General features: G+C 32.8%; 25 protein-coding genes. 11 read left to right on the top strand and 14 right to left on the bottom strand.

What is annotated here, in order from left to right; all coding sequences use genetic code 11:
* Positions 1–18: 18 nt before the first annotated feature.
* The 8 genes from ACWGOQ_RS10965 to ACWGOQ_RS10930 all read right to left on the bottom strand — a co-directional run bounded on the left by ACWGOQ_RS10965 (position 19) and on the right by ACWGOQ_RS10930 (position 6,316).
* Positions 19–333, bottom strand: a complete 315-nt coding sequence (locus tag ACWGOQ_RS10965) for a 2TM domain-containing protein (protein ID WP_452058158.1) — start codon at positions 331–333, stop codon at positions 19–21.
* Between the two features lie 92 nt (positions 334–425).
* Positions 426–740 carry a 2TM domain-containing protein gene (locus ACWGOQ_RS10960; protein ID WP_452058159.1) on the bottom strand — a complete coding sequence of 105 codons (315 nt, stop codon included), beginning with the start codon at positions 738–740 and terminating at the stop codon, positions 426–428.
* Between the two features lie 13 nt (positions 741–753).
* Positions 754–1,065, bottom strand: a complete 312-nt coding sequence (locus ACWGOQ_RS10955; protein ID WP_452058160.1) for a 2TM domain-containing protein — start codon at positions 1,063–1,065, stop codon at positions 754–756.
* A gap of 10 nt (positions 1,066–1,075) precedes the next feature.
* Positions 1,076–1,420 (bottom strand): 2TM domain-containing protein, encoded by a 345-nt coding sequence (locus tag ACWGOQ_RS10950; RefSeq protein WP_452058161.1) that lies wholly within the window; start codon positions 1,418–1,420, stop codon positions 1,076–1,078.
* On the bottom strand, positions 1,413–2,774 hold the full coding sequence (locus tag ACWGOQ_RS10945; RefSeq protein WP_452058162.1) for a 2TM domain-containing protein: 1,362 nt from the start codon (positions 2,772–2,774) through the stop codon (positions 1,413–1,415). Before ACWGOQ_RS10945 ends, ACWGOQ_RS10950 begins: the two co-directional genes overlap by 8 nt.
* Before the next feature lie 21 nt (positions 2,775–2,795).
* Positions 2,796–3,419 carry a hypothetical protein gene (locus tag ACWGOQ_RS10940; protein ID WP_452058163.1) on the bottom strand — a complete coding sequence of 208 codons (624 nt, stop codon included), beginning with the start codon at positions 3,417–3,419 and terminating at the stop codon, positions 2,796–2,798.
* Between the two features lie 162 nt (positions 3,420–3,581).
* Entirely contained in the window at positions 3,582–4,010 is a 429-nt protein-coding gene (locus tag ACWGOQ_RS10935) for a DUF2141 domain-containing protein (RefSeq protein ID WP_452058164.1), read from the bottom strand.
* A 152-nt stretch (positions 4,011–4,162) separates the two neighbouring features.
* On the bottom strand, positions 4,163–6,316 hold the full coding sequence (locus ACWGOQ_RS10930; protein WP_452058165.1) for a TonB-dependent receptor: 2,154 nt from the start codon (positions 6,314–6,316) through the stop codon (positions 4,163–4,165).
* A gap of 188 nt (positions 6,317–6,504) precedes the next feature.
* Between ACWGOQ_RS10930 and ACWGOQ_RS10925 the strand changes: the two genes are divergently transcribed.
* Complete coding sequence (locus ACWGOQ_RS10925) at positions 6,505–7,368, top strand: GLPGLI family protein (RefSeq protein WP_452058166.1); 864 nt, start codon at positions 6,505–6,507, stop codon at positions 7,366–7,368.
* Positions 7,369–7,382: 14 nt separating this feature from the next.
* Here ACWGOQ_RS10925 and ACWGOQ_RS10920 read toward each other — a convergent pair whose 3' ends face one another.
* A complete protein-coding gene (locus tag ACWGOQ_RS10920; RefSeq protein WP_452058167.1) occupies positions 7,383–8,681 on the bottom strand; it encodes an NAD(P)/FAD-dependent oxidoreductase in 1,299 nt (432 codons plus the stop codon).
* 228 nt (positions 8,682–8,909) lie between these two features.
* Here ACWGOQ_RS10920 and ACWGOQ_RS10915 point away from each other — a divergent pair, with 228 nt between their 5' ends.
* A complete protein-coding gene (locus tag ACWGOQ_RS10915; RefSeq protein ID WP_452058168.1) occupies positions 8,910–9,404 on the top strand; it encodes an RNA polymerase sigma factor in 495 nt (164 codons plus the stop codon).
* Positions 9,405–9,406: 2 nt separating this feature from the next.
* Entirely contained in the window at positions 9,407–10,030 is a 624-nt protein-coding gene (locus ACWGOQ_RS10910) for a DUF8845 family protein (protein ID WP_452058169.1), read from the top strand.
* A gap of 50 nt (positions 10,031–10,080) precedes the next feature.
* On the opposite strand, the gene ACWGOQ_RS10905 is transcribed toward ACWGOQ_RS10910, so the two are convergent.
* Entirely contained in the window at positions 10,081–11,262 is a 1,182-nt protein-coding gene (locus tag ACWGOQ_RS10905) for an LETM1-related biofilm-associated protein (protein ID WP_452058170.1), read from the bottom strand.
* A gap of 263 nt (positions 11,263–11,525) precedes the next feature.
* On the opposite strand from ACWGOQ_RS10905, the gene ACWGOQ_RS10900 reads away from it, so the two are divergent.
* The 7 genes from ACWGOQ_RS10900 (at position 11,526) to ACWGOQ_RS10870 (ending at position 18,826) form a co-directional block, all read left to right on the top strand.
* Positions 11,526–12,200, top strand: coding sequence for a DUF4331 family protein (locus ACWGOQ_RS10900; RefSeq protein WP_452058384.1), 675 nt, complete (start codon positions 11,526–11,528; stop codon positions 12,198–12,200).
* Between the two features lie 43 nt (positions 12,201–12,243).
* Complete coding sequence (locus ACWGOQ_RS10895; RefSeq protein ID WP_452058171.1) at positions 12,244–12,837, top strand: DUF4331 family protein; 594 nt, start codon at positions 12,244–12,246, stop codon at positions 12,835–12,837.
* A 221-nt stretch (positions 12,838–13,058) separates the two neighbouring features.
* Positions 13,059–14,351 (top strand): tetratricopeptide repeat protein, encoded by a 1,293-nt coding sequence (locus tag ACWGOQ_RS10890; RefSeq protein ID WP_452058172.1) that lies wholly within the window; start codon positions 13,059–13,061, stop codon positions 14,349–14,351.
* A 27-nt stretch (positions 14,352–14,378) separates the two neighbouring features.
* A complete protein-coding gene (locus ACWGOQ_RS10885) occupies positions 14,379–16,610 on the top strand; it encodes a TonB-dependent receptor (RefSeq protein ID WP_452058173.1) in 2,232 nt (743 codons plus the stop codon).
* A 278-nt stretch (positions 16,611–16,888) separates the two neighbouring features.
* Positions 16,889–17,257: a hypothetical protein gene (locus ACWGOQ_RS10880; RefSeq protein WP_452058174.1), complete on the top strand. Its 369-nt coding sequence runs from the start codon at positions 16,889–16,891 to the stop codon at positions 17,255–17,257.
* A gap of 51 nt (positions 17,258–17,308) precedes the next feature.
* Entirely contained in the window at positions 17,309–17,995 is a 687-nt protein-coding gene (locus ACWGOQ_RS10875; RefSeq protein ID WP_452058175.1) for a CPBP family intramembrane glutamic endopeptidase, read from the top strand.
* 243 nt (positions 17,996–18,238) lie between these two features.
* Entirely contained in the window at positions 18,239–18,826 is a 588-nt protein-coding gene (locus tag ACWGOQ_RS10870; protein ID WP_452058176.1) for a Crp/Fnr family transcriptional regulator, read from the top strand.
* 30 nt (positions 18,827–18,856) lie between these two features.
* Here the strand turns inward: ACWGOQ_RS10870 and ACWGOQ_RS10865 are convergent, their stop codons facing one another.
* Positions 18,857–19,246 (bottom strand): DUF4345 domain-containing protein, encoded by a 390-nt coding sequence (locus ACWGOQ_RS10865; RefSeq protein ID WP_452058177.1) that lies wholly within the window; start codon positions 19,244–19,246, stop codon positions 18,857–18,859.
* Positions 19,247–19,610: 364 nt separating this feature from the next.
* Between ACWGOQ_RS10865 and ACWGOQ_RS10860 the strand changes: the two genes are divergently transcribed.
* Positions 19,611–20,612, top strand: a complete 1,002-nt coding sequence (locus ACWGOQ_RS10860; protein ID WP_452058178.1) for a hypothetical protein — start codon at positions 19,611–19,613, stop codon at positions 20,610–20,612.
* Between the two features lie 309 nt (positions 20,613–20,921).
* On the opposite strand, the gene ACWGOQ_RS10855 is transcribed toward ACWGOQ_RS10860, so the two are convergent.
* The 3 genes from ACWGOQ_RS10855 to ACWGOQ_RS10845 form a co-directional block, all read right to left on the bottom strand.
* Positions 20,922–21,722 carry an anti-sigma factor gene (locus ACWGOQ_RS10855; protein WP_452058179.1) on the bottom strand — a complete coding sequence of 267 codons (801 nt, stop codon included), beginning with the start codon at positions 21,720–21,722 and terminating at the stop codon, positions 20,922–20,924.
* Positions 21,723–21,724: 2 nt separating this feature from the next.
* Positions 21,725–22,255 carry an RNA polymerase sigma factor gene (locus ACWGOQ_RS10850; RefSeq protein WP_452058180.1) on the bottom strand — a complete coding sequence of 177 codons (531 nt, stop codon included), beginning with the start codon at positions 22,253–22,255 and terminating at the stop codon, positions 21,725–21,727.
* Positions 22,256–22,364: 109 nt separating this feature from the next.
* Entirely contained in the window at positions 22,365–22,967 is a 603-nt protein-coding gene (locus ACWGOQ_RS10845) for a superoxide dismutase family protein (protein ID WP_452058181.1), read from the bottom strand.
* Positions 22,968–23,045: the final 78 nt, after the last annotated feature.

Below are 23,045 nucleotides of genomic sequence, written 5' to 3'. Positions count from 1 at the left end.
TGTTCGTTATTGATTGATCTATAATACATCTAGTGTATCATCCTCGTCCATTAGTTTTTTGATTTTACGTTGCTCCCAGTTTTTACCAAAAAAGAAATTCCGTTTAAAAACTTTTAATCCGTGAAATAATAATCCGATTCCCCAAAGCACAGGAGTAATGTGCAAATGCCATTGCCCCCAGTTTTTAAATCCCTGATTTTGAAAATTGGTATTGATAAAAAGTACGATCAAATTAATAACCATATAAAAGGTGAGATGTGTATAAAATCCTCTTTCATCGGCTACTCTTTTTTTAGCTTTGTTATATTCTTTTCCTTTTTCAAAATCTTTCATAACGAATCGTTTTTGATAGTTATTTTCTTGAATTCTAGCCTACACCCGAATCTATTTCTTTCGTAGTAAACTGTATTGAATTTGAAGGATGATCAAAACAAATCCACTGTATCGTCCTTCTCCATAATTTCTTTGATTTTTCGTTTTTCCCATTGCTTGCTAAAAATGATATTCGGGTTAAAAACCTTTACCCAATGAAAAAACAAACCAATTCCCCAAAAAAATGGAGTGATATATAAATTCCATTGTAACCAGTTGTTAAATCCCTCATCTATAAAATCAGAGTTTATAAATAGCAAAAAAATATTTACAATTACATAAGCTGTCAGGTGACTATAAAATCCTTTTTCTTCCTGAACACGTTTCTTTGCGTGTCTATAGTTGTTTTGTTGTTCTAAATTTTCCATTTTTTTTATTATTTTAAAGGTCGTTCTCTTTATTCATGAATTCTTTGATTTTTCGTTCTTCCCATTTTTTGAAAAGTGTAAATTTATTCCCTTTTCTAAATGTCCATAACCCGTGAAATAATAATGGAATTCCCCATAGCACCGGAGTGCTTATCAGATTCAATACAAGGTAATTGTCATAGATATAATCTTTTAGATGTAAGATCACTACAAAAATTATGATATTTATCGCTATGTATACTCCTAGGTGCGTATAAAAAGCGCGCTCTTCTACAACTCTTTTTTTAGCTCTTCTATATGTTTTTAGTTTTTCTGAATTTTCCATTGTTATGTTTTTAGAGATCATCATGCTTATTCATGAACTCTTTAATTTTTTGTTCTTCCCATTTTTTGCTAAAAATAGATCTGTTACACAGTTTTCCTAATCCATTTTTTTCTCTATATGTCCATAGTCCGTGTCCCAGTAAACCTATTCCCCATATTAATGGAGTACTGATTAAATTCCAGGGTAGAAAATTAGTATATCCTTCGTCTTGTATATAATCATCTAATTCTATTTTAAAAATTAGAATGATAATATTCATAACTATATACACTGCTATGTGTGTATAAAAAGATTTTTCTTCTGCTACTCGTTTTTTAGCGCTTTTATAAGCTTTTCTTTTCTCAAGATCATTCATACTTCCCGCTGTTAGATTCACTCATATACTTTCTGATTTTTTTCTTTTCCCAATCTTTACCAAATATGGGGTGACGATCAAAGGCTTCTCCATAATGAAAGATAAGTCCTAATCCCCATCCCGCCATCGGAAAGATTACCCAAGGAAGCTCAAAGCCAGTAGTTTTATAGTTGATGAATATTAAAAATGGTATAACAATACAGTAGGCGGTTAAACTACCGTAAAACTCTTTCATTTTCTTTACACGGTCTTTGGCTCTTTTATATTTAAAATCTTTTGCGATTTCTATGTTTTGTGATGTTGTCATATCGATTGATGTTATTCTTTTTGTTAGTATAGGCAGCTTCGCAATAAAAGTGTTTTCTGTTTTAAACACAGCAAACTCTCGTTTGGTTAGCAATCCGTATCGTTGTTTTACATTTCCTAATCCAACACCGCTACTTTGCCGGATGACCTCTTTGGGCTGTAAGTTATTTTCTACAATCAGAAAACCTTCGTCTTCATATATTTTAATGTGCAATGGTCGGTTGGGCATCACCACATTATGTTTGATGGTGTTTTCTAATAATATCTGCAAAGACAGCGGCACTACTTTTGCTTCAGGATTAGATGATTGCTCAGGTAGTTCAAAAATAATGCTGTCCTCAAACCTTAATTTTAATAAGGTCATGTATGTTTTAGCAAATTTTAATTCTTCATCTATTGTAACCAATTCTTTATCTTTTTGTTCTAAAACATATCGGTATACTTTAGATAAAGAAGTAGTGAACTTCTGAGCCATTCTTGGATTTTCATCTATTAATGATGTCAAAACATTAAGGCTGTTGAACAAAAAGTGAGGATCCAGCTGATTTTTGAGGGCAGCAAATTTAGCGGAAGCGGTTCCTGCAATTATTTTTTGTTCGGTAACCTTTTTTTCCTGCAGTGCTTTATAGAAATACATTGCGTGGAAAAATAAAGAGATCACTGATGTAAATAATAACGGGAATAAATAATCCCTAAAAGATTGATCTGCTAAAAACTCTTCAACAGTTTGTTTTTCTAAAATAATTACAGAGGCAATAAATTCACAAATCGCAAATCCTATCATTGTAATAATGATCGAGCCTCCTGCTCCTACAATGATTCTTTTTGTTCCCTTATTTTTCCATTCAAATTTATAATTGATAAATCTGAAATACACCGTGTTTATATAACACAAGAAGAAACAATACATAAAGTTAATTGCCCACCAGCTAGCGGTAAAGACGCCTTCGAATGTAAACCCGCTAGTTAATAGATTTAGTACAGCAATTACTAACGAAATTACTAAGGAAACGATAACGATAAACTTTATGTCTTTTAGGGTATTCATATATGCTCAATATCTTGTTATTTATGACTTACAATTTTGTTGTATTCTTGCTATTTGATCTTTTCCCCAATGAGGGTAGAATGGTATGTTAGCAGGTTCTTTTTCAAAGTACAAGATAGCTTTTTCTATTTCAGGACAAAAGGCTTTTGGGTCTTTACCCCAGAATTTTGCAGCTCCCATTTGCCATTCTGCGTGATATAATGTAGCTCTTGGGTTTTCGGGTTCGAGTATTTTAGCTTTTTGATATAGTTCTTCCACTTTAGTAGAATGCGTCATTCCATACTTAGCACCGTCATAAACTACATATGCAGTATTTAACATCGCTTCCATAATCAGGATTTCTGCATTGTCTTTAGAAAAGGTTTTGGCTTCGTTCAGGTAATTCTGTGCTTTTGTCAGCCGGGATTCAATCTCCTCTGCATCTTTACTGCTAAAAGTTTTTACAATATGTATTTGTGCGGCATAGTAATAGGGCAACCAGTTGTCTTTTTCGGCTTTTCCAATACGTTCAAATAAATTGGCAGCTTCGTCATTTTTTTGGTTTCCCCAAAGCTCAAAAGCATTGCTCATTCCTTTCTCGTAAGTTGTTTGCGCGTGTATTGCAGTGAGGGTAAACATGCTAAGAATGATAATTATTGTTTTCATTTGTTATGGTTTTTAAAGTTATGATTAGTTGTTATCAGTGTGACAGCACTTCGACAGGCTCAGTGTGACAATTATTTTTGTTTTACAGTGTAAAGATCCTTTAATACTGTGCATTTTGGAAGTATATCTTACCGAATTGTAGTTTATGTAGGATGAATTGTGTTAAAGCTTTATAGATTGTATTACTACATTTTCTGAAACTAAAAATTTAGCATCTTTCCAACTTGGTGGGCCAAATTTTCCTTTAGTATTGTTGCTTGTTCCATAAGGCTCTTTTGGTATCTTAAAAAAGTTGGTATCCAGCTTCTTATTATCATTTTCATCGTGATATAAGGAGATGGCATATTCTCCGGGCGGAATATCTTCTAATGTAGTTTGTAATATCCCTTTTTTGGCTTTTATAGCAACTGATCTGAATATCTTTTCATAGAAATTATGTTCACTATCATAGAGAGCAACCCTAATAGTTCCCTCTGCCGATTGTATATCTGTAATATGAATTTCTATAGTACTGACTTGGTTTTGAGCATGCATTCCGAAAACAGAAAAAAGAGTCAATGTGACGAATGAAATGTACTGTCTTGTTTTCATAAGTTGTTGTTTTTTAAAATAATATAAAATTTGCGATGTCTATAAAAGATGGTGATTTGTTTTAATTAGTAATATTTTTATAATTATATGATTACTTGTATACTGTTGAAACGTTTTAATAGTGAATTGTAGGTTATGAAGGATGAGTTGAGTTACAAATTATCCAATTGATTATCGGTTTTATTTTCACTAATCGTCCAGAAGAACCCCACAATAAAGAATTGGTCTGCAGTTGGTCTGATAGCACGTCTGGCAAAATCACCATTAACAGTAGGCGTGTTAGTGTATTGATAATTAAAGATATTATCAGAATCAAGAACATTAGATACGGATACAAAGAGTATTTTTTGTGGACTGATCAAATATGCCCAACTTACATTCAAAGAATTGAAATTTTTGGTCTTTTCACCTAAAAAGGTAATTGTATTAGGATTCGTATATGGACGACCGGATGCAAAATTATAGGTAGCACTGATCAATGATTTCCAATCTTTAGCCCAGTATTTTCCAACTACTGATAGATTATGTTTTGCGGCAAAATTTGGAGTAGCACGTTCTGGATAATTTCTATAATTTCTCTTTGTATCCAAATATGAGTAACTCGCCCAATATTCGAAATTCTTAATGGATTTATTATCTCTCCAATAAAGATCCAATCCAGCTGCGTATCCATCTCCATTGTTGTTGTAAAAACTGTCAAATTCTGGTAAATCGGTGTCAAATTTGACTAAACTGTTATAGCTTTTATAATATCCCTCTGCTCGTAAGGTTCTTCCATCATTTTGGTATAAATAGTTAAGAATATAATGTGATGATTTTTCTGGATCTAATGAATTATTATGTTTAAGGACATCTTGCTGAGGTGTTTGGTAAAAATCTCCATACGCTAACGAAATTTGAGATTTATCGGCTATTTTATAGGCTAAAGAAGCCCTTGGAGATATCTTAGTAACATCAAGTAAAGCATTGTGAGTACCTCGTAATCCAACCTGCATTGCTAATTTTTTATTGAAGAATACATTAACTTCAGAAAAAGCAGCAGTACTGTTATTTTTAAAACTACTCTGAAAATTCCCAAAGGATTGAGCATTTGCTTCTTCTTTAAAATTACCAAGAAATTGTTCTGCACCAAAACTCAGCTTAAAACGATTACTGAATCTCTTTCTTAGTTTTACCTTTAGATGTGCTGCATTATCATCATTAGCAACGTTAGTTCTTTCAATTTTTATGTCATTGTGATCATTGGCAAAACTTGCTCCAGTAGCTAATGTCCAATCATTCCCTATATCACCTTTGTAGGATGCGTTGAGATATAGATTCCTGTTTTTAAGACCAAAATTAATACCTTCGGGCATATTGATATCTTCTTGTATCAATTGAAAATCAGTATAATTTAATCCTCCGTATAATTTAAATAATCCTTTACTAAATTGATGCCTGTATACAGCTTCTCCGGATAAAGACTCAAACGGTTTGATCCAATCAACACGTTGAGAGATAATTTCCTGATAAGGTTTTAAGTTTAAATAGAATGCATTAATACTCAGCGAATTATTTTTCCATTTTTGTGTATTTCCTACACCTGCACCCACACTGATAAAGGAAAGGTCGGTTTTTTCTTGTTCAGGTTCATCAATGGTATTTAACAGTAAAACACTGGATAGTGCATCTCCATACTCTGCCGAGTATCCACCGGTAGAAAAATTAGTTCCTTTAAACAAGAAAGGGGAGAAGCGACCACGTGTTGGAATATTATTTGCAGTGGCTGCAAAAGGTTGAAAAACACGCAGTCCATCAATATATACATTGGCTTCATTGGCATCACCTCCTCGTACAAATAGCCTGCCGTCTTCTGCTACAGTAGAAGTGCCAGGTAGTGTTTGAAAAGCTCCAATATAATCACCAGCAGCACCTGCAGTGGTTACGATATCTAACGGAGTCAATACGGAGGCTTTGCTATTATCACCTGCAGAGAATGTACCTGCATTGAGAATCACACTACCCAATGAATTGACATCCTCTTTTAAAGCTATTCTTACATCTTTCATTGCTGTTACCGCAGTGTGTAATGAATAGGTTTCAAAAGAAAGAAAAGAAATAACTAGTGTTTGGTCACCAGTTTCAGATGTAGAAAAGCTAAAAGTTCCATCATCAGCAGAAGAAGCGCCATCATAAGTTCCTTCCAGATAAATATTAGCACCTGGAATCGGAACACCCGATGGTTCGGTAACAATTCCTGAAACTGTTGTTTGTGCGTTTAAGAATGAGATAGTAATTAATAGAAGCGTGGTTAGTATTGGTTTCATTTGGTTGTTTTTGATTGATGGCTCAAAATTGAGACAAACAATCAGAGGATAAAATTGAATACTACCGAACTGTAGAAAAAACAGGATGGATTGTGATTAAAGAAGTAGATCTAAAAAATAAACTAAGAAATTAGTTGAATGATTCAACTAATTTCTTAGTTTTATAGCTCTTAATTAGAAGTCAAAAAATGAAACCGCTACTACTGCCTTTAATTATGCTATATTTTTCTGTTGCCAAATCGCAACAGATGACTGTGTTTTACAAAGAAAAAAGAAAGCCTGCTCAGGTATCAACCAGACATGCACAGCCAGATATGGCAGAACTCAATATTTTTATGGCAGAAATTGCCAAAATTAAAGCATCAATAAAAGCAGATAAGGACAGGGATTCACTAGATTATTACAGGAAAAAGATACAAGAACAAGCTAATAAAATATCGTCTCACGTTCGAAATAATCCTCCCAAACCTTTAGATATTCCTGAATATGATTTTATAACGGTGTTAAAAATTGGCGATAAAGAATCGCTATATTACCCTCAAGAAAAAGTAGGTAACGATACTATTTCAGAAACGCGAACTAATAAAAGGGGGCTCGAATTTAAAAGAGAGCGTATTAATTATAATGATTCTGAGATTATTTACATAGACCAATCACAGAAAACAAAGGTTAGCTCAATAAAGGTTCATGAATTTGATAAGAAGGGTAGAGGATTTTTGATAGAAGAAGCATTAGAAAACTTACAATGGTCATTAAGAGAGGAAACTAAACAAATTGATAACTATGTATGCCATAAAGCGATATTGCAAAACTCAGATAAAAAAGTGGTTGCTTGGTATACAAAAGAATTTAACACTAGTGCAGGTCCGAAGGGTTATCATGGATTACCAGGACTCATACTAGAACTTAAAGAGGGTAAAAAAACAGTAAGCTTTCATAAGATTAATTTGCTTTCCGCTCAATCAATGGATATTAACCCACCGACAGAAGGAGAAAAAATAACTCGACAAGAGCTTAATGATTTACCATCAAAATTATTTAATCAGTATTAGTTTTCTTACGAGTATTACACACGTTCTACCGTGTTTTCTTCTTTATTTTTAAAAGACCGAACAATAAGTCTGGCAGCTTTGTCATAGTTAATATAGTTGTACGTCCAGTTAAAAAAAGTTACCAAACGATTTCTAAATCCCACTAAAAACCACAGATGGATAAACATCCATATAAACCAGGCAAAAAAACCTCCAAATCTAAATTTTCTGATGTCTACGACAGCTTTATTACGACCAATTGTGGCCATAGATCCTTTATCAAAGTATTTAAATGGAATCATTGGTTTACCCTGAAGGTGTCGTTTCAGGTTTTTTACCAGATGATTTCCCTGTTGTATGGCTGGTTGCGCTACCATTGGATGTCCTTTTGGATACTCTTCCGTTTTCATCAATGCAATATCTCCTAATGCATAAATATGATCGTATCCTTCGATTTGGTTAAGGGTATTTACTTTATACCGATTAGCTCTTGGTATTAAGGCATCAGCTTGTAGTCCCGCTATGGGAGCACCAGTAACTCCTGCCGACCAAATAAAAGTAGCAGTTTTTAACGTCAAATTTGTATTGGTCGAGACAAGATTGGCTTCATAATTTGTTACCTGAGTGTTTATATGAATATGAACCCCCATTTTCTCCAAGAATTCTGAAGCTTTTTCTGATGCATTTTTACTCATTGGTGGCAAAACCCTGTCAGCACCTTCTATTAAATGAATTTCCATCTCGCTAAAATCCATATCTGGATAGTCACGTGGCAGTACATTAAGTTTTAATTCTGCAATTCCTCCGGCTAATTCTACTCCGGTTGGACCGGCACCTGCTAGAACAAAACGCAACAACTCTTTTCTTTTTTCTGGTTCTGTTGTAATAACAGCCTCTTCCAGGTTTTCTAATAACAAACTTCGCAAATTCAATGCTTGTGGTAGATTTTTCATCCGCATAGCATTTTTTTCTATAGTTTCATTTCCGAAGAAATTAGTCCGTGCTCCTGTTGCAATTACCAGATAGTCATAAGTAATGTTGCCAATGGGCGTGTGCACCTCTTTGTTCGATGGATCAATAGATGTCACTTCTGTCATTCTAAAGTATGCATTTTTACCTCGTTTTATAATTTTTCGAAGTGGATAGGCAATAGAATCCGGTTCTAATGAAGCGGTAGAAACTTGATATAATAAAGGTTGAAATGTGTGATAGTTATGTCTGTCTAATAATACAAGTTGCACATTTTCTTTTGCCATTTTTCTGGCTAGTGCAACTCCCGCAAAACCACCACCGATGATCACTAATCTTGGCAAATTAGTATAAGGAATGTTCATAAATAAAATGTTGTTTTACAAAGATAAAAATGATACTACCATTTTAGACGATATATATATGTTTTTATTAGAGATAATTATTTTTTGGTATCGAATCAAATGGAAACTTCTGGTTATCAAGGGCTAAAGCTTATGTTTCTTAAAAGAAGTTTAAAACTGATAGAAAATTTAATTTTTAATGTGTAACAGATTTGTTTTATTGTCTACATATAAGTGTAACTGACCGAAGTGGATAAAGAATTAGAACATAGTTTTGTAACAAATCTTGAGCAGAATCAAAATATTGTGCACAAAGTCTGTAGGATATATACCAATGATGCAGAGTCACATAATGATTTGTTTCAGGAGATAACAATACAGTTATGGAAAGCGTATCCTAAGTTTAGAGGAGATTCTAAATTTAGTACGTGGATGTATCGAGTATCTTTAAATACGGCGATTACGCTATATCGTAAATCTAAAAGAAGTATTAAAACTACTGATTTTGATACGATAGATTTTAAAATTAAAGCAGAAGAGTATGACGATGAGGTAGAGCAACAGCTTAAGTTAATGTACGCAGCAGTAAAACAATTGAATGATATAGAGAAGGCGTTAGTTTTCTTATATCTGGAAGACAAATCATATAAAGAAATTGCAGAGACGATGGGAATCTCTGAAGTAAATGCAAGAGTGAAGATGAATCGAGTGAAAACAAAATTGAAAAAAATATTAAACCCATAATCATGGATGGATTAGAATTATTAAAAAAAGACTGGAAGAACCAAGAAGAAGGGCTTCCTAAGTTATCTTATAACGAAATCTATAAGATGATCCTAAAGAAATCATCGTCGATAGTAAAATGGATTTTTATCATAAGTATATTGGAGTTTATCTTATGGACATCAATAGACGTTATAATTAGATTGACTGGCAACTATAACGAGTTTGAAGCTTTAGGGATGCAAAATTTCTCTATAGTGTCTTACATTATATCCTATGGAGTCTTTATATATTTTATTATTCGCTTTTACCAGAACTACAAAAAAATTAAAACTACAGATTCTGCAAAAGTGTTAATGCAAAATATTCTAAAAACAAGAAAAACCGTAAAATACTTTGTATGGGTTAACCTAAGTGTTGTAGCCATATTAGTAATTTCTACTACGCTTTATATGTTGTTTTTTACTGACGGATTTGTGAATAGTGCAGATGATAAAGAGGTTCCTATATGGGCTATTTTACTAAGTATTATTATGGTAACACTAGTTTTCATTGCGCTGTTAGCACTAATATACAGATTGGTATATGGTATCTTAACAAGACGACTTAAAAGAAATTATAAAGAGCTGCAAAAACTGGAAATATAATGGAAAGCATGCAGTAATCCCTGTTCATTAGTTACCAGATTGGGTATTTTCTATTTATTATCATTAAAAGCAGATGGCAATAATTGCGGAATGAACTTTATTAATAAAGGCATTAATAAACTTCCTCCTGGCAAAATAAATATAGCCAGAGAAGGTATAGTTTTACAAACATCCAGTAATTGTTGCTTTACTTTTTGCTTTTCTTCTTTAGATAAGTCTCTGACCGCAGACTGTCCCAACAAAATCATTAAATCTTTGCTTTCAGAGATTTCCTTAATAAGTCGCTTCCTGTTCCTAAGAATTAATACACTAACAGTTCTCGAAGTTTGCTTATAAAAGTGATGCGCTGGATTTGAATAATTAAAAAATGAAATTTCTTCTTTATGTTCTTTTACAAATGATTGTACAGAATACAGAGATTCCATCACCCGTGGATTGGATACGTTGAGTTCTGCGCCTAATGCACGAATAAAACCCTGTTCTCCCATATCTATTTCTTTATCATTCCATAAGGCCAGACTGGTGAGATCAAGAATATACCTTTTTTCTAACTCATCAGTATACTGTTCTAGATCAATCTGATCAAAACTGGCATCTTCATCTGTGTTAATTTTCGTATAGCGGACAGAAGAAGCAAACAGTTTGACAAGTAATTCATCATGATTATCTTTTTCAATTTTAGAGTTCAAAGCAAGAAAAACAATATTGGTTAAGCTCTCTTCTAGTGCCGTAGCATACGCAATAGGATTTTTATCGTGGATTAGAAAATGTTCAAAGGCTAATACGTCTATAAATAATAATGCATTGGTTAATAAATGACTAAAATTCTTCTTAAAAATAGATTCATTGGTTTGGATACGCGTATGTAAGATCTTTTCTAACTTTTCACTCGTACTAGTTGTCAATACCTGAATAAAAGAAAAGAAAGATCTTTTTGTATCCAGATATTCGTAAAATTCAATTAGTGCTTTTATACAATCCTTTGGATCTCCATTATCTATGGTTTCGTAATAAGTAACCACCAGTGCTGTAAAAAGGTTAATTTTGGTTTTCTCTTCCTCGGAATAAATAATTTCTGATTGTTGTTTTAGTGCAATATCAATTGACGTTCCATATATAAAACCAATTTCTCTCAGTTTTGGATAGAGCATATCCAAGGAAAATCGAGAAATAACTTCGACATCAAAATCTCTTAGAAACTTATCTATCCAACCAGCGGCTGATGGATTCATTAGGTTGTCTGTTTATGGCAAAGTTAAATCTTAAAAATGATATATCACATTTGATCTGTTATAAAATGTATTTTTCGTTTCTATAGAAATAACATTTCTGATAAAAAAATTAAATCGTAATAAAAAAACTAAAATTTCCCCGTAACTTATGATTGACGCTTTGAATTTTTTATTAACATTTTTTTAACATCATACCGAAAACCATACTATTCTGATTTTCGTAAGTATGATCGTAAACATTAAAATCAAGTAAAATGAACAAGATTAAAAAAACAAGTTTATTTATTATCGGAGGGCTTTTTGGCCTAGGAGTTGTCCTTATGGCAGCAGACCATTTAGACGCGCCTGCTGTCGCGGGAACAACCGCAGATATTACAGATTTTTACGCTTTCGAGGGTGCTAATCCGGATAATACAGTATTTGTAGCTAATGTACAAAGTTCACTGGCACCTGCAGGAAATGCAGCTACTTTTGATGAAAATGTATTAGTAGAAATTAACATAGATAATGATGGAGATTTAGTAGAGGATTTAATTATTCAGGCAATTCCTAGAGATGGAGTTATGTATTTCTTTGGACCTTACGCTCCTTCTCAGACAGGATTGAACAGTACAATTGATGAAAATACACAGTATCAAGGACAAGTAGCTATAAGTACAGGAGCTACAGCTACAACATCTGCAAACAATGGAATTTCTTATTTCGCAGGTGTAAGAGAAGATGCTTTCTTTTTCGATTTTAATCAATTCAACGCAGTAGTTGGAGGAATGGCACCTAATGGATTTAATAATCCTGGGAATGATGATTTTGATGGAACTAATGTGTTATCGATTACTATGGAAGTACCTAATTCCTTATTAGGAAGTACATTTAATCACCCGGCAGGAACAGGTGTACAAGTATTCAATGCTTGGGTAGAAGCCAAAAGAAAGCAATAGAAAAAGGAATAAAAATTTAGAAAAGAATAAAAAAACAGAACATATGAAACGTAATAGTTTAAAATATATAGCAGCAATAGCAACAGTAATTATTGGCTTATCCAGCTGCAGCAGTGATGATGATGGAGGCGTAGTAACCGCAGTAGATTTTAGTGGAACTTTTGCTCAGGAAGACCAAATGGGACGTCCTGGAATCAATACGGTTTTAGGAGGATCTGTAAAAAATAACTTTAATGTTACTATTCCGTCACAACAAGGAGCGGCATTTCAACAATCTTTCTTAGATCAAGCAGTGGCTTTGCATGCAGCCTTTGGTGCAGAATATGAAACTAACATTTTAAATTTAGATGCAACTGCATTGACGACCATTTTGGCTTCAGATGTATTACAAGTAGCACCAAATAACCCAACTTCATATTATGATGGTACGAATGTATTGACTGGAAGAAACCTGACAGATGATGTAATCGATATTTCCTTAATTCTACTGTTTGGTGGTCAAAACGGAGATCGTTTTAACGGTCAGGATGATGGTAACGGTGGTACATTACCAATTTTAGTTACTGATGGTGTTGATGCTTCTGGAGAGACACCTTCAGCTACTTTTCCATACTTAGAGGCACCTCATGCTATGTAAAAATAAATAGTACTCAATTTATAATTTTTATTTGTTCGAGAGTCTGCCTTCATTTTTTACTTATAATAAGTAGCCTTTTTGCCCTAGTCAGCTTTGGCAGACTCGGACAGATAAATTTTACCGAATACGTGAAATATTTATATAGTGAATTTCTACCATCCATTTTTATATAATAATTCATTATAGTTTTTAACAATATTCAAAAACAAAACGATAAACAAATGAAAACCTACAATATTATAAAAATTGTAACGATTAGTTTACTCATTTTTTCTTGTAACAAAACGGAAAAATCGATTACGAATCCAAATGATTATAATGTATACCTAGATCAAGAGCAGAATAATACAGCAGACGCAGCGACAAAGAGACTTCAGTTTTGGAATACGAAGATTAAAGAAGACAGTATACAGATTACAGCATTATCACCAGCGGCTCAAGCATATTCGCAGATGTTTCAATCAACCGGTGATATTCAATATTTAAAAAAAGCAGAAAAAGCACTTCTTCAATCAGCAAAGATAGCAGCTATTGGTAAATCAGGACACTTATTAGCTCTGGCTCGTAATTATATCTCACAGCACAGGTTTAAAGAAGCAGAAAAAGTGGCGAAAAGTGCATACCTTTTGGATGTAAATAAGCAGTCTGCATCTATGGTTCTTTTCGATATTTCGATGGAATTGGGAGCATATGAAAAAGCACATGAATATTTAGAAAAAATAGCAGATCAAAGTGATTATAATTTTTTAATTCGCTTAGCGAAATGGAACGATTATAAAGGAAATCTGGATGCCACCATCAGAAATATGGAAAAAGCTAGAGATATTGCAGAGCAAAGTAAGAAAGCAGGTTTAATGTTATGGTCTTACACAAATCTAGCAGATTATTATGGACACGCAGGTAATATTAAAGAGTCCTATGGTCATTATCTAAAAGCATTAGCAATTGATCCTTCTAATGCATATGCCAAAAAAGGAATCGCCTGGATCGTATATTCGTATGAAAACAATCCTGATGAAGCAATGAGAATCCTCGACTCGGTTACCAAAAATTATCAAAGCCCCGATTATTTTTTATTGAAAGCAGAAATTGCCGAATTTAAAAAAGATAACGTAGCGAAGTTAATAAACTTAAAAAAATATAACAGAGCTGTAGAAGATATTCGGTATGGTGATATGTACAATACGTATAATGCGCTGATATTAGCAGAAGAATATCAAAAGTATGACCAGGCATTGGATATAGCAGAAGAGGAAATTGCCAACCGACCTACTCCGCAATCCTATGACTTAAAAGCTTATATTTTAAATTTAAAAGGAAACCATAAAGAAGCTTTGGACATTGCCGAAAAATATATTATCAATAAGACTTTTGAACCGGTAGCCAATTTTCATATTGCTCAAATTTACAAAGCAAATAATTTACCCAAAAAGGTGTCTCCTATAGTGAAGGAACTAAGAGAGAGTAGTTATGAATTAGGTCCTCTTACCTCACAGAAAATAATGGACCTATAAGATTCCCAAATCTCTAAAAGAACACCCATGAAAAACATACTTGTGTTACTTTCGCTGATATTCGGCTTGCACGCTTACGCTCAAAATCAAACTATAAAAGGTAAAGTGATCGATGGATTTAACACGTCACTACCCGAAGTGTATGTATTTAACAATCGAGCAAAAAGCCATACGCATACCTTAGGAAATGGAACTTTTTTACTTAACGATAGTAGCGTAGGTGATACTTTAACAGTTCGGTTGTTAGGGTACGAAATTAAAAATACTATAGTAACAAAAGAAGATTTTGAGAAGGATAAGGTTATTGTTTTAAATAGTAAAATATTTCAATTAGACGAAACGGTTTTAAAACAAGAAGTAAACCCATTACAACTGATTAATAAAATCGATATGAAAGTAAATCCTGTAAACTCTTCGCAAGAATTGTTGCAAAAAGTTCCGGGTTTATTTATTGGTCAACACGCAGGAGGAGGAAAAGCAGAACAGATTTTCCTGAGAGGTTTTGATGTAGATCACGGAACCGATGTGTCGATTTCTGTGGATGGTATGCCTGTAAATATGGTATCTCACGCACATGGACAAGGATATGCAGATTTACATTTCATAATTCCTGAAACGATTGATAAGATCCGTTTTGGCAAAGGAGCTTATACTGCAGACCAAGGAAATTTTAATACTGCAGGATATGTAGCTTTTCAAACCGAAGAGCGTTTTACCGATAACCTTATTAAAATAGAGGCAGGAGATTTTAATACCTTACGAACTGTAGGATTGTTTAATCTTTTAGACGCTTCGGCTAAAGAAAACGCAACATTGGCTTTGGAATACGTAGAGAGTGACGGTCCTTTTGACTCCCCTCAAAATTTTAATAGAATTAATATTGCTGGTAAATACATTACACAATTATCGGACAATAATAAAGTGTCTGTGGCAGCTTCACATTTTTCAAGTCGATGGGATGCTTCTGGACAAATACCTAATCGAGCAGTGGCTCAAGGATTAATTTCACGTTTTGGCGCCATTGATGATACAGAAGGAGGAAATACATCTCGTACTAATCTTAATGTAACCTATGACAAGTTTATTACTGATAATTCTACCTTTAGGACTCAAGTATTTTATACAATGTATGATTTCGAATTGTATTCTAATTTCACTTTTTTTCTAAATAATCCCGTAAACGGAGATCAGATCAAACAGAAAGAGCGTAGAAAACTATTCGGATTTAATAGTGTTTTTAGTTCTAAAATATATTGGAATCAAGTAGCACTAGAATTTAATGCAGGCATCGGATTACGAAATGATGCAATCGATAACAATGAGTTATCTAGAACAGCAAACAGAAATCAAACCCTGGAAAATGTAAGTCTGGGCAATGTGGATGAAACAAACGCCAATGCTTTTGCAGACCTAACAGTTGATTTTGGTAAATTCAAAATAATACCTGCATTACGGTTGGATTATTTCAAATATATCTATGAGGACGCATTAGTAACGCCCTTTAGAATTCAATCGGAAACGAAATCAATTGTCACCCCAAAACTCCAAATTTCTTACGACCCAACAGAAAATCTAAATATTTTTGTGAAATCAGGAATTGGATTTCACGGTAACGATACCAGAGTAGTTACTGCTCAAAATGGAGAAGAAATATTACCTCAATCATATGGTGTTGATGTAGGGCTGAACTGGAAACCTTTTTCGAATATATTTCTTAATACAACACTATGGTATTTAGGCTTAGAACAAGAGTTCGTATATGTTGGAGATGAAGGAGTTGTAGAACCTAGTGGAAAAACCAGAAGAACCGGAATTGACTTCAGTGGTAGGTATCAAATAAAAGATTGGCTGTTTCTGGACTCTGATCTAACCTACACCCACGCTAGAAGTATAGAAGAACCAGATGGAGAAGATTATATCCCATTGGCACCAAGAGTTACTGCTGCCGGAGGAATAAGTATAGAAAATTTACATAATTTTTCTGGTGGTGTACGCTACAGGTATTTAGGGGATCGTGCTGCCACAGAAGATAATAGTATTGTAGCAGAAGGGTATACTGTATTAGATGTGTCACTGAATTATCGATGGAATCAATTTGATTTTTCTATACGTATTGAAAATTTGTTTGATACGGAGTGGAATGAAACACAATTTGCTACAGAATCCAGATTGGAAAACGAGACACAACCTGTAGAAGAAATACATTTTACTCCGGGAACGCCATTCTTTGCAAAAGCAGGAATAACGTATAGATTTTAAAATATATGTATTGATAAATTAAAGTAAGATAAAAAGTAATTGAGTTAATCGGTTTGTTTTTTGATGTTGTTTGGAAAGAGCTTGTTTGTATGGTAGCAAACAGGCTTTTTTTTGGTTGCTTTCAAAAAAAACACTTATTTTTCAAGAACTAAACGTAGATGTAAACGTGTATGATACGTTTACACGAATTATTTTTGAAAGTACATATGATCATGAACAAATTCATCTTTATATTGTTTGTCCTTTTGACCGGATGTAAATCGGAAAAGAAACAAAAAATGAATTATATAACTAAAAATATTGAAATTAGTGGTGAAACCTATACCATAAAAGTACCAAAAGATGAGATTTTTAAAGAAGCATATTACGAGGAGATACAAGCTTCCAAAATTATTTATCTCAATTTGAATGATAAGCTCAAAGAAAAGATTTCACTTAGTGAATTAGCAACGTTGATTAATTTTCAAGGGGAATATATCGAAAACCAACAAAAAACAAATTCAAATTTCACTGAAATGGATGAATCGAACATAAAGTTTCTTTACGAACGATTAGAATCTGTTGGACCAAATTTATCCAAAGAAGAAATCTTAGAGATTTTTGATGTGGAACTGTTTTATATGAAACTTATAAAAGTTATTGAATAAATAATATACCTCAAACCAAGCGTTTTGCAACCTATAAAATCAATCCACTAAATGATAGGAATTATAGTCATAATTACCATTTCGTGGTTATTATTAAGGTTTATTGAAAATAAGAATATATTAGCTTTAGGATTTCTACCAATAACCAAAAGATTAAAACAATTCTTAATCGGTTTGCTCATTACTACAACCCTTTGTTTTCTAGTCCAATATTTAGAAGCATACTTAAAATCGTCCTCATGGATCTTACATAAAAGCATCGCTAGTGGTGTTGTTTTAGAGGCATTTTGGTGGGATTTTAAATCTGTACTAACAGAGGAGTTAATTTTTCGAGGAGCTTTATTATATATACTTATCCAAAAAATTGGTTCACGAAAAAGTATATTGATTTCTGCAATTGCATTTGGAATATACCATTGGTTCTCTTATGGAGTCTTAGGAAACGTTCTGGCTATGATTTTAGTTTTTATTGGAACTGGGTTGATGGGGTATGCCTGGGCATGGGCATTTTCGAAAACCAACTCTATACTGTTACCTTTCGGCCTTCATTTGGGATGGAATTTTATTTATAATACCGTATTTTCAAAAGGACCTTTGGGTGATTTAGTATTAATTTCTCAAGGTGGAAGTGAATTAACGGATTGGATTTCATTGTTAAATTTTCTAAATGGTTTGGTAATCGTTCCTATTTTTGTGCTTATTTATGTTAGATTTTTTGTTAAAGAAGAAATCGAATGAAAACCAATGACCGAATAAAAGACATCTACTAAAGTATAATGCCATAGTGACTTAGCAAAAATCCAAGGGTTTTTCTATATTTGTTTCACTACAAAGATTTTATGGTAAGAAATTATAATGTCAACTAGAAAATTTTAATAGTCTGGTAACATTTTTGCCTGCTACTGTACATTAAATATTGTGGTATATTTAAATAAAATTCCTAAAAATCAAGAAGACATATTGAAAGGGCAAACTAAAAATATGAAAGACTCTTTAATTCATTTTATATCGCAGTTCGGCAAGTTTACTCAGGAGGAAATCAATGCTATTGTAGAGAACACTCAATTAGAGAGTTTCAAAAAAGGAACAATAATTTTGAGAGAAGGACAAATCTGTACAAAATGCTTTTTTGTAATAAAAGGATGTCTTCGACAATATCAAATAATCAACGGAGAAGAAAAGACAACTGCATTTTTTTGTGAAGGAGAAGCGGCAGTTTTATATTCAAGTTACTTGGAAAAAAGACCTTCAAAATATTATTTATCAGCCATAGAAAATTCCTTGTTAACTACAGGAACTAGAACGGCAGAAAAGCAATTACATACAAAATATCCAAAACTAGAAAATTTGATACAGACATTAATGCCTAACGATTATTTTAAGTCTCAGGAATATATTGAATTGCTTAGTCACTATAGTCCTGAAGACAGATACCAAACAATTTTAAAAAACCGTCCAGAACTTTTTAATAGAATTCCTTTACATTTAATTGCGAGCTATATAGGAGTAACTCCAGAATCACTTAGCAGAATTAGAAAAAGGATTTTGACTAAAGAAAAATCTGAATAAGTTCAATTGCTATTATACCGGTTGGATCTCCTATTTGTAAAATCGTAGCAAAACGAACAGACTTATGAACCCAATAAAAAGCTCGACAAACAGTGCTATTTGAAGTGACTCGCTTGGAAATCCGTCAAACAAGATACTTACTAAACGAGAGAATCCATACGATAGATATAGTAAGCAAGATAACCGAATGGAGTGCACTTTGAGTTTAGAAAAAAATGCTCCCGAAATAATTACTATTCCTCCAATTAGTAGTAATCCACTAGGAGCTCTTATTTCACTTAATAGATTAATATCATCTCCAAGACTGATGCCTGCCGAAGCCTCAAAAGCGACTGGAGAAAATAGTAGACAATACCCAATTACAATCCCTGTAGCTCCAGAGATGATCAATAGTACCTTTGTAAATATGCGCTTCATCATGTTGTTGATTTTATATACATACAAATATCATTACGAACAACAAAAAATACCTTGACTTAAGATAAGAAAGCAAAAAAAACATTACAACAGTGTATGACTTTCATTTCGAGCTTGTAATATGTCTTGAAAAGTTGCAAACCTGATTTCTTTAATTTTTAAGACGAGGTATAGAACGTTTCTTATACGTTTATCATTTGGGATGTGTAGAACTATCAGAATACAAAGTTAATCACCTTATTAGGTACTACTTAAAACGAAATCTCTACATATAATCATTTCACTAAAAATCGTGTGATTTGTTTTTATGACTATATTTACCTTTGAATATTCTATTAGAATTAATCAGTTTATTTAAATAAAATCAATGAAGAAATCCACGATTATCAAATATAATGCAGCGTTTTTACTTTGTGTACTTAGTTCTTGTAATTTTTTAGATGATAAAAAAGAGAAAAAAGTAGAAGAGAAGTATAAAATGGAAGAAGATAGTGGACCTTATTTTGAAGGAGAAATTAAGTTGTCAGAATCCAGAGGTTTTTATGGATCTTTAACCAAAGTACATACAACTTATTTTATTTCAGAAAATAAGATAAAAAGAGAGCAACGATGGGGAGGTGTATATACTGTGTTAGATAATTATGCGGGTATTATTATAGATCTGAAAAAGGATAGTATTGTTATGTATTATTCAGATAAATTTAGTGATAAAAAAAATAAACACACACTAAATATTGATGCTTATAAATCTCACATAAAAACCAAGACGATGCCCCAAGGGGTGCCATCTCCTATAGATCGTACCTTTGAATCATTACCAAATTATAAATTAATCAATCAGGTAAAAGATTCTACCGTTATTAAAGAATTTATCTCGGATTTTACTCGGTATCACGATGATACAGATTTTTTGAAACAAGATGTATTCGATTCTAAAGAGATAAAAGTAAAAAGAGAACTATTAGAAATGATTTTTATTAATCTTCCAGAAGAAATTAATTTTCCTTTAAAATCAGAGGTAAAGACTACCTTCTCAGAAATCAGCAACGATTCTATTATTAAAGGGCAACAAACTAAAGCTATTGATCAATTAGCCAGAAACATATTACGTAAAAATGATTCTACTATAAAAAAGGAGACAGATTTAGAGAAATTATCTAAAAATAAGTGGCTTAATATGGGGTTGAAAATTTTGAAAAAGGGGGTAGATCTTAATATCCATATCACTTTAGATGTTTCAAATTTTTCTACTAGAAAGCTTAGCGATATTGACATATCCATACCATCAGGAGATTTTTCTGAGATTTCTGATTTTGATGAGTTTTTAAGCACTCTTCCCCAAGGTGGAGATATAGATTTTGATGACTAAAAGAAAATAGTTTAATTTTTAATTAATTCTACCAATTAAAAACCAATAAATGATTATGATAGATTTTTGTGTGGTAAAAAAGATCAATAAGCTAATACAAGCTATACTAAATAGTAGAAATCAGTAACAAATCGTTAGTAGAAAATATGTAAAGATAATTCAGCTGAAAATTATATTGCTAAATAATTCCTTGGGCAAGAATTATTTCTGACACCTGAAGGATTATCATACGATCCATAAAACCTATTATTCTTTTTGCGAGTGATAGGTCTTATTTTTTTATTGTATAACAATCCATTACTCCCATTATTAAGATTCTACCACACCTAGGGTGTATAATTGTTCCAGCGTTGGAGATGCACTACCTCCTTCTGGTTCTAATGTTATCCCAAATGCTTCGGATTCATTTGTATTTGTGAGAGAGAAGATTTTAGTTTCTTCCTCAGTAAATTTATCAAGTATACCTAAACTAGTTGGAGTAAGCGGATCTAATTTTAAAGACCACACCTGATATACTTTTCCAGGTGGAGGAGTAGGTAGTCCTGCTACATCAATATAAGCAGTTTGCTTTTCTTTATCCCAATACACAGCTGCATATGCCGTTGGGTCTACTTCCTGTGCCTGTAATGGAATTTGGAGTATGTCTTTATCACGAAGGACACTTAACAATGTTTTAGCTTTAGATAAATCTTCTTCGGCTACATTCATTTTTCCTTCTAACAAACTTTGTTCTATTTGTGATTCTACAACTTGTTGGCGCAATTCTTTATTCTTATTGAATTGTATAAACAGTCCAAGTAATAAGGCTACCGATGCAGCCCATCCGATATATGCAGGCCAATTTGTACGTTTTCTATTTATTGGAATTACATCTACATCATCATCGGTAAAGCTTAATTTTTCTTTAATACGATTAAAAACAGACTCAGGGTTGTAAGGAGCTGTGGCTGCAGACAATTGCATTAGAGACTTTTCTATCTCTGATACTTCTGCTTCTATTTCTGGATGTTCTTTAAGTACCTTATATACTTCAACATTTTCTTTCTCTGATAATGCGCCGTATACATAAAGTTCTAATATTCCTGTTGCTATGTATTGCTTTATATCCATAATTATACTGCTAAAACTTCTCTTAATTTATTAATACAAATTCTATTCCGAGTTTTAATTGTTCCTAACGGAATGTCTAATTCTTCTGAAGCCTCTTTTTGCGTGAACCCTTTAAAAAACAATAAATCAATTACCTTTTTACAAATCGGTTCTAGTACATTTATATATTTTTTTATACCGATGGCATCAATCTTACTGGAAAAATTACTTTTCTCTTCTAGTATATCTACGAAATAATCAGCAGTTTGGTTTTGTTTTGAGTTTTTATATGCTACAGACCTTGTTTTATCTATGGCGGCATTACGTGCAATATTTAACATCCAGGTAAAAAAACGCCCTTTTTTTTCTGAATAGGAATCCGCTTTGTTCCAAATTTTTATAAATACATCTTGCTGCACTTCTTCTGATAAAGTTTCATCTCTCAAAATATTATAAATTACACCATAAATATTTTCGGCATACATCTCATAGATGCGTTGAAAAGCTTTTTCGTTTTTTTGTTGTAATTGAGCAATTAATTCTTTGGGTTGCATATAAAACGGGTTATAGTGTACTACTAAAGTACTGCTTTCTTTTTAAAAAAATAGAAAGAGTATATCATTAACATGAGTATACTCTTTCTAATATAGTTGGACTATGTTTTTATTGAATAATTCCTCCGCAACTAACTCTACTACCAGCGGCACCAGAAGGTTGCGAGGTGTAATCATCAGTACCTTGATGAACGATAATGGCTTTACCCACAATATCCTTTTTATCATCGCCACATCCGATACACCATTCATTAGTGGCAAAAGTAATTGAGCCTTTTCCATCAGCGTTAGTGTTAAAATTACCAATATCTCCTTTGTGATATCCTTCTGTAGCTCCCCATTTTCCATGCGGTTCCATAGTAGGATTCCAATGCCCACCAGTTGATTTACCATCAGGAGAGGAACAATCAGCTTTTTCATGGATGTGGATAGCGTGTTCACCTTCTGATAAACCATTTAAATAAGCTACCATAGTAACCATTCCACCATTTTCGGTAAAGGTTACATTACCAGACACTTCGCTTTCACTTTTTGGTGTCAAAGAAATAGCTAATGTTTTTGTTTTATCAACTTGTTGTTTTTCTTCGGTAATTTCTTCGGTAATTTTTTCATTTACCTTGTCTTCATATTCTTTTCCTGCTTTCTTATCACCTTTGCATCCGATAACGGCAACAGATAGAAAAGTAATTGCCAATAGGTTTAGAGTTTTCATAATATAATGATTTGTTACGTTTGTTTAAACTAATATAGGGCAGTTTTAGCTTAAAGCAAAAGGATTTAAGAGGTTTTT

It is taken from the genome of Aquimarina ulvae, assembly GCF_053613295.3.
The sequence above is the reverse complement of the archived record's forward strand: the minus strand, read 5'-3'. Positions and strand labels throughout refer to the sequence as shown.

Coding starts and splice junctions, on each gene's coding strand:
- ACWGOQ_RS10965 (WP_452058158.1), bottom strand. CDS start 333: ATGAAAGATTTTGAAAAAGGAAAAGAATATAACAAAGCTAAAAAAAGA.
- ACWGOQ_RS10960 (WP_452058159.1), bottom strand. CDS start 740: ATGGAAAATTTAGAACAACAAAACAACTATAGACACGCAAAGAAACGT.
- ACWGOQ_RS10870 (WP_452058176.1), top strand. CDS start 18,239: ATGAAAGACTCTTTAATTCATTTTATATCGCAGTTCGGCAAGTTTACT.
- ACWGOQ_RS10850 (WP_452058180.1), bottom strand. CDS start 22,255: ATGCAACCCAAAGAATTAATTGCTCAATTACAACAAAAAAACGAAAAA.
- ACWGOQ_RS10890 (WP_452058172.1), top strand. CDS start 13,059: ATGAAAACCTACAATATTATAAAAATTGTAACGATTAGTTTACTCATT.
- ACWGOQ_RS10905 (WP_452058170.1), bottom strand. CDS start 11,262: ATGAATCCATCAGCCGCTGGTTGGATAGATAAGTTTCTAAGAGATTTT.
- ACWGOQ_RS10935 (WP_452058164.1), bottom strand. CDS start 4,010: ATGAAAACAAGACAGTACATTTCATTCGTCACATTGACTCTTTTTTCT.
- ACWGOQ_RS10930 (WP_452058165.1), bottom strand. CDS start 6,316: ATGAAACCAATACTAACCACGCTTCTATTAATTACTATCTCATTCTTA.
- ACWGOQ_RS10880 (WP_452058174.1), top strand. CDS start 16,889: ATGAATTATATAACTAAAAATATTGAAATTAGTGGTGAAACCTATACC.
- ACWGOQ_RS10855 (WP_452058179.1), bottom strand. CDS start 21,722: ATGGATATAAAGCAATACATAGCAACAGGAATATTAGAACTTTATGTA.
- ACWGOQ_RS10875 (WP_452058175.1), top strand. CDS start 17,309: ATGATAGGAATTATAGTCATAATTACCATTTCGTGGTTATTATTAAGG.
- ACWGOQ_RS10845 (WP_452058181.1), bottom strand. CDS start 22,967: ATGAAAACTCTAAACCTATTGGCAATTACTTTTCTATCTGTTGCCGTT.
- ACWGOQ_RS10950 (WP_452058161.1), bottom strand. CDS start 1,420: ATGAATGATCTTGAGAAAAGAAAAGCTTATAAAAGCGCTAAAAAACGA.
- ACWGOQ_RS10940 (WP_452058163.1), bottom strand. CDS start 3,419: ATGAAAACAATAATTATCATTCTTAGCATGTTTACCCTCACTGCAATA.
- ACWGOQ_RS10945 (WP_452058162.1), bottom strand. CDS start 2,774: ATGAATACCCTAAAAGACATAAAGTTTATCGTTATCGTTTCCTTAGTA.
- ACWGOQ_RS10910 (WP_452058169.1), top strand. CDS start 9,407: ATGGATGGATTAGAATTATTAAAAAAAGACTGGAAGAACCAAGAAGAA.
- ACWGOQ_RS10920 (WP_452058167.1), bottom strand. CDS start 8,681: ATGAACATTCCTTATACTAATTTGCCAAGATTAGTGATCATCGGTGGT.
- ACWGOQ_RS10925 (WP_452058166.1), top strand. CDS start 6,505: ATGAAACCGCTACTACTGCCTTTAATTATGCTATATTTTTCTGTTGCC.
- ACWGOQ_RS10955 (WP_452058160.1), bottom strand. CDS start 1,065: ATGGAAAATTCAGAAAAACTAAAAACATATAGAAGAGCTAAAAAAAGA.
- ACWGOQ_RS10885 (WP_452058173.1), top strand. CDS start 14,379: ATGAAAAACATACTTGTGTTACTTTCGCTGATATTCGGCTTGCACGCT.
- ACWGOQ_RS10865 (WP_452058177.1), bottom strand. CDS start 19,246: ATGATGAAGCGCATATTTACAAAGGTACTATTGATCATCTCTGGAGCT.
- ACWGOQ_RS10860 (WP_452058178.1), top strand. CDS start 19,611: ATGAAGAAATCCACGATTATCAAATATAATGCAGCGTTTTTACTTTGT.
- ACWGOQ_RS10895 (WP_452058171.1), top strand. CDS start 12,244: ATGAAACGTAATAGTTTAAAATATATAGCAGCAATAGCAACAGTAATT.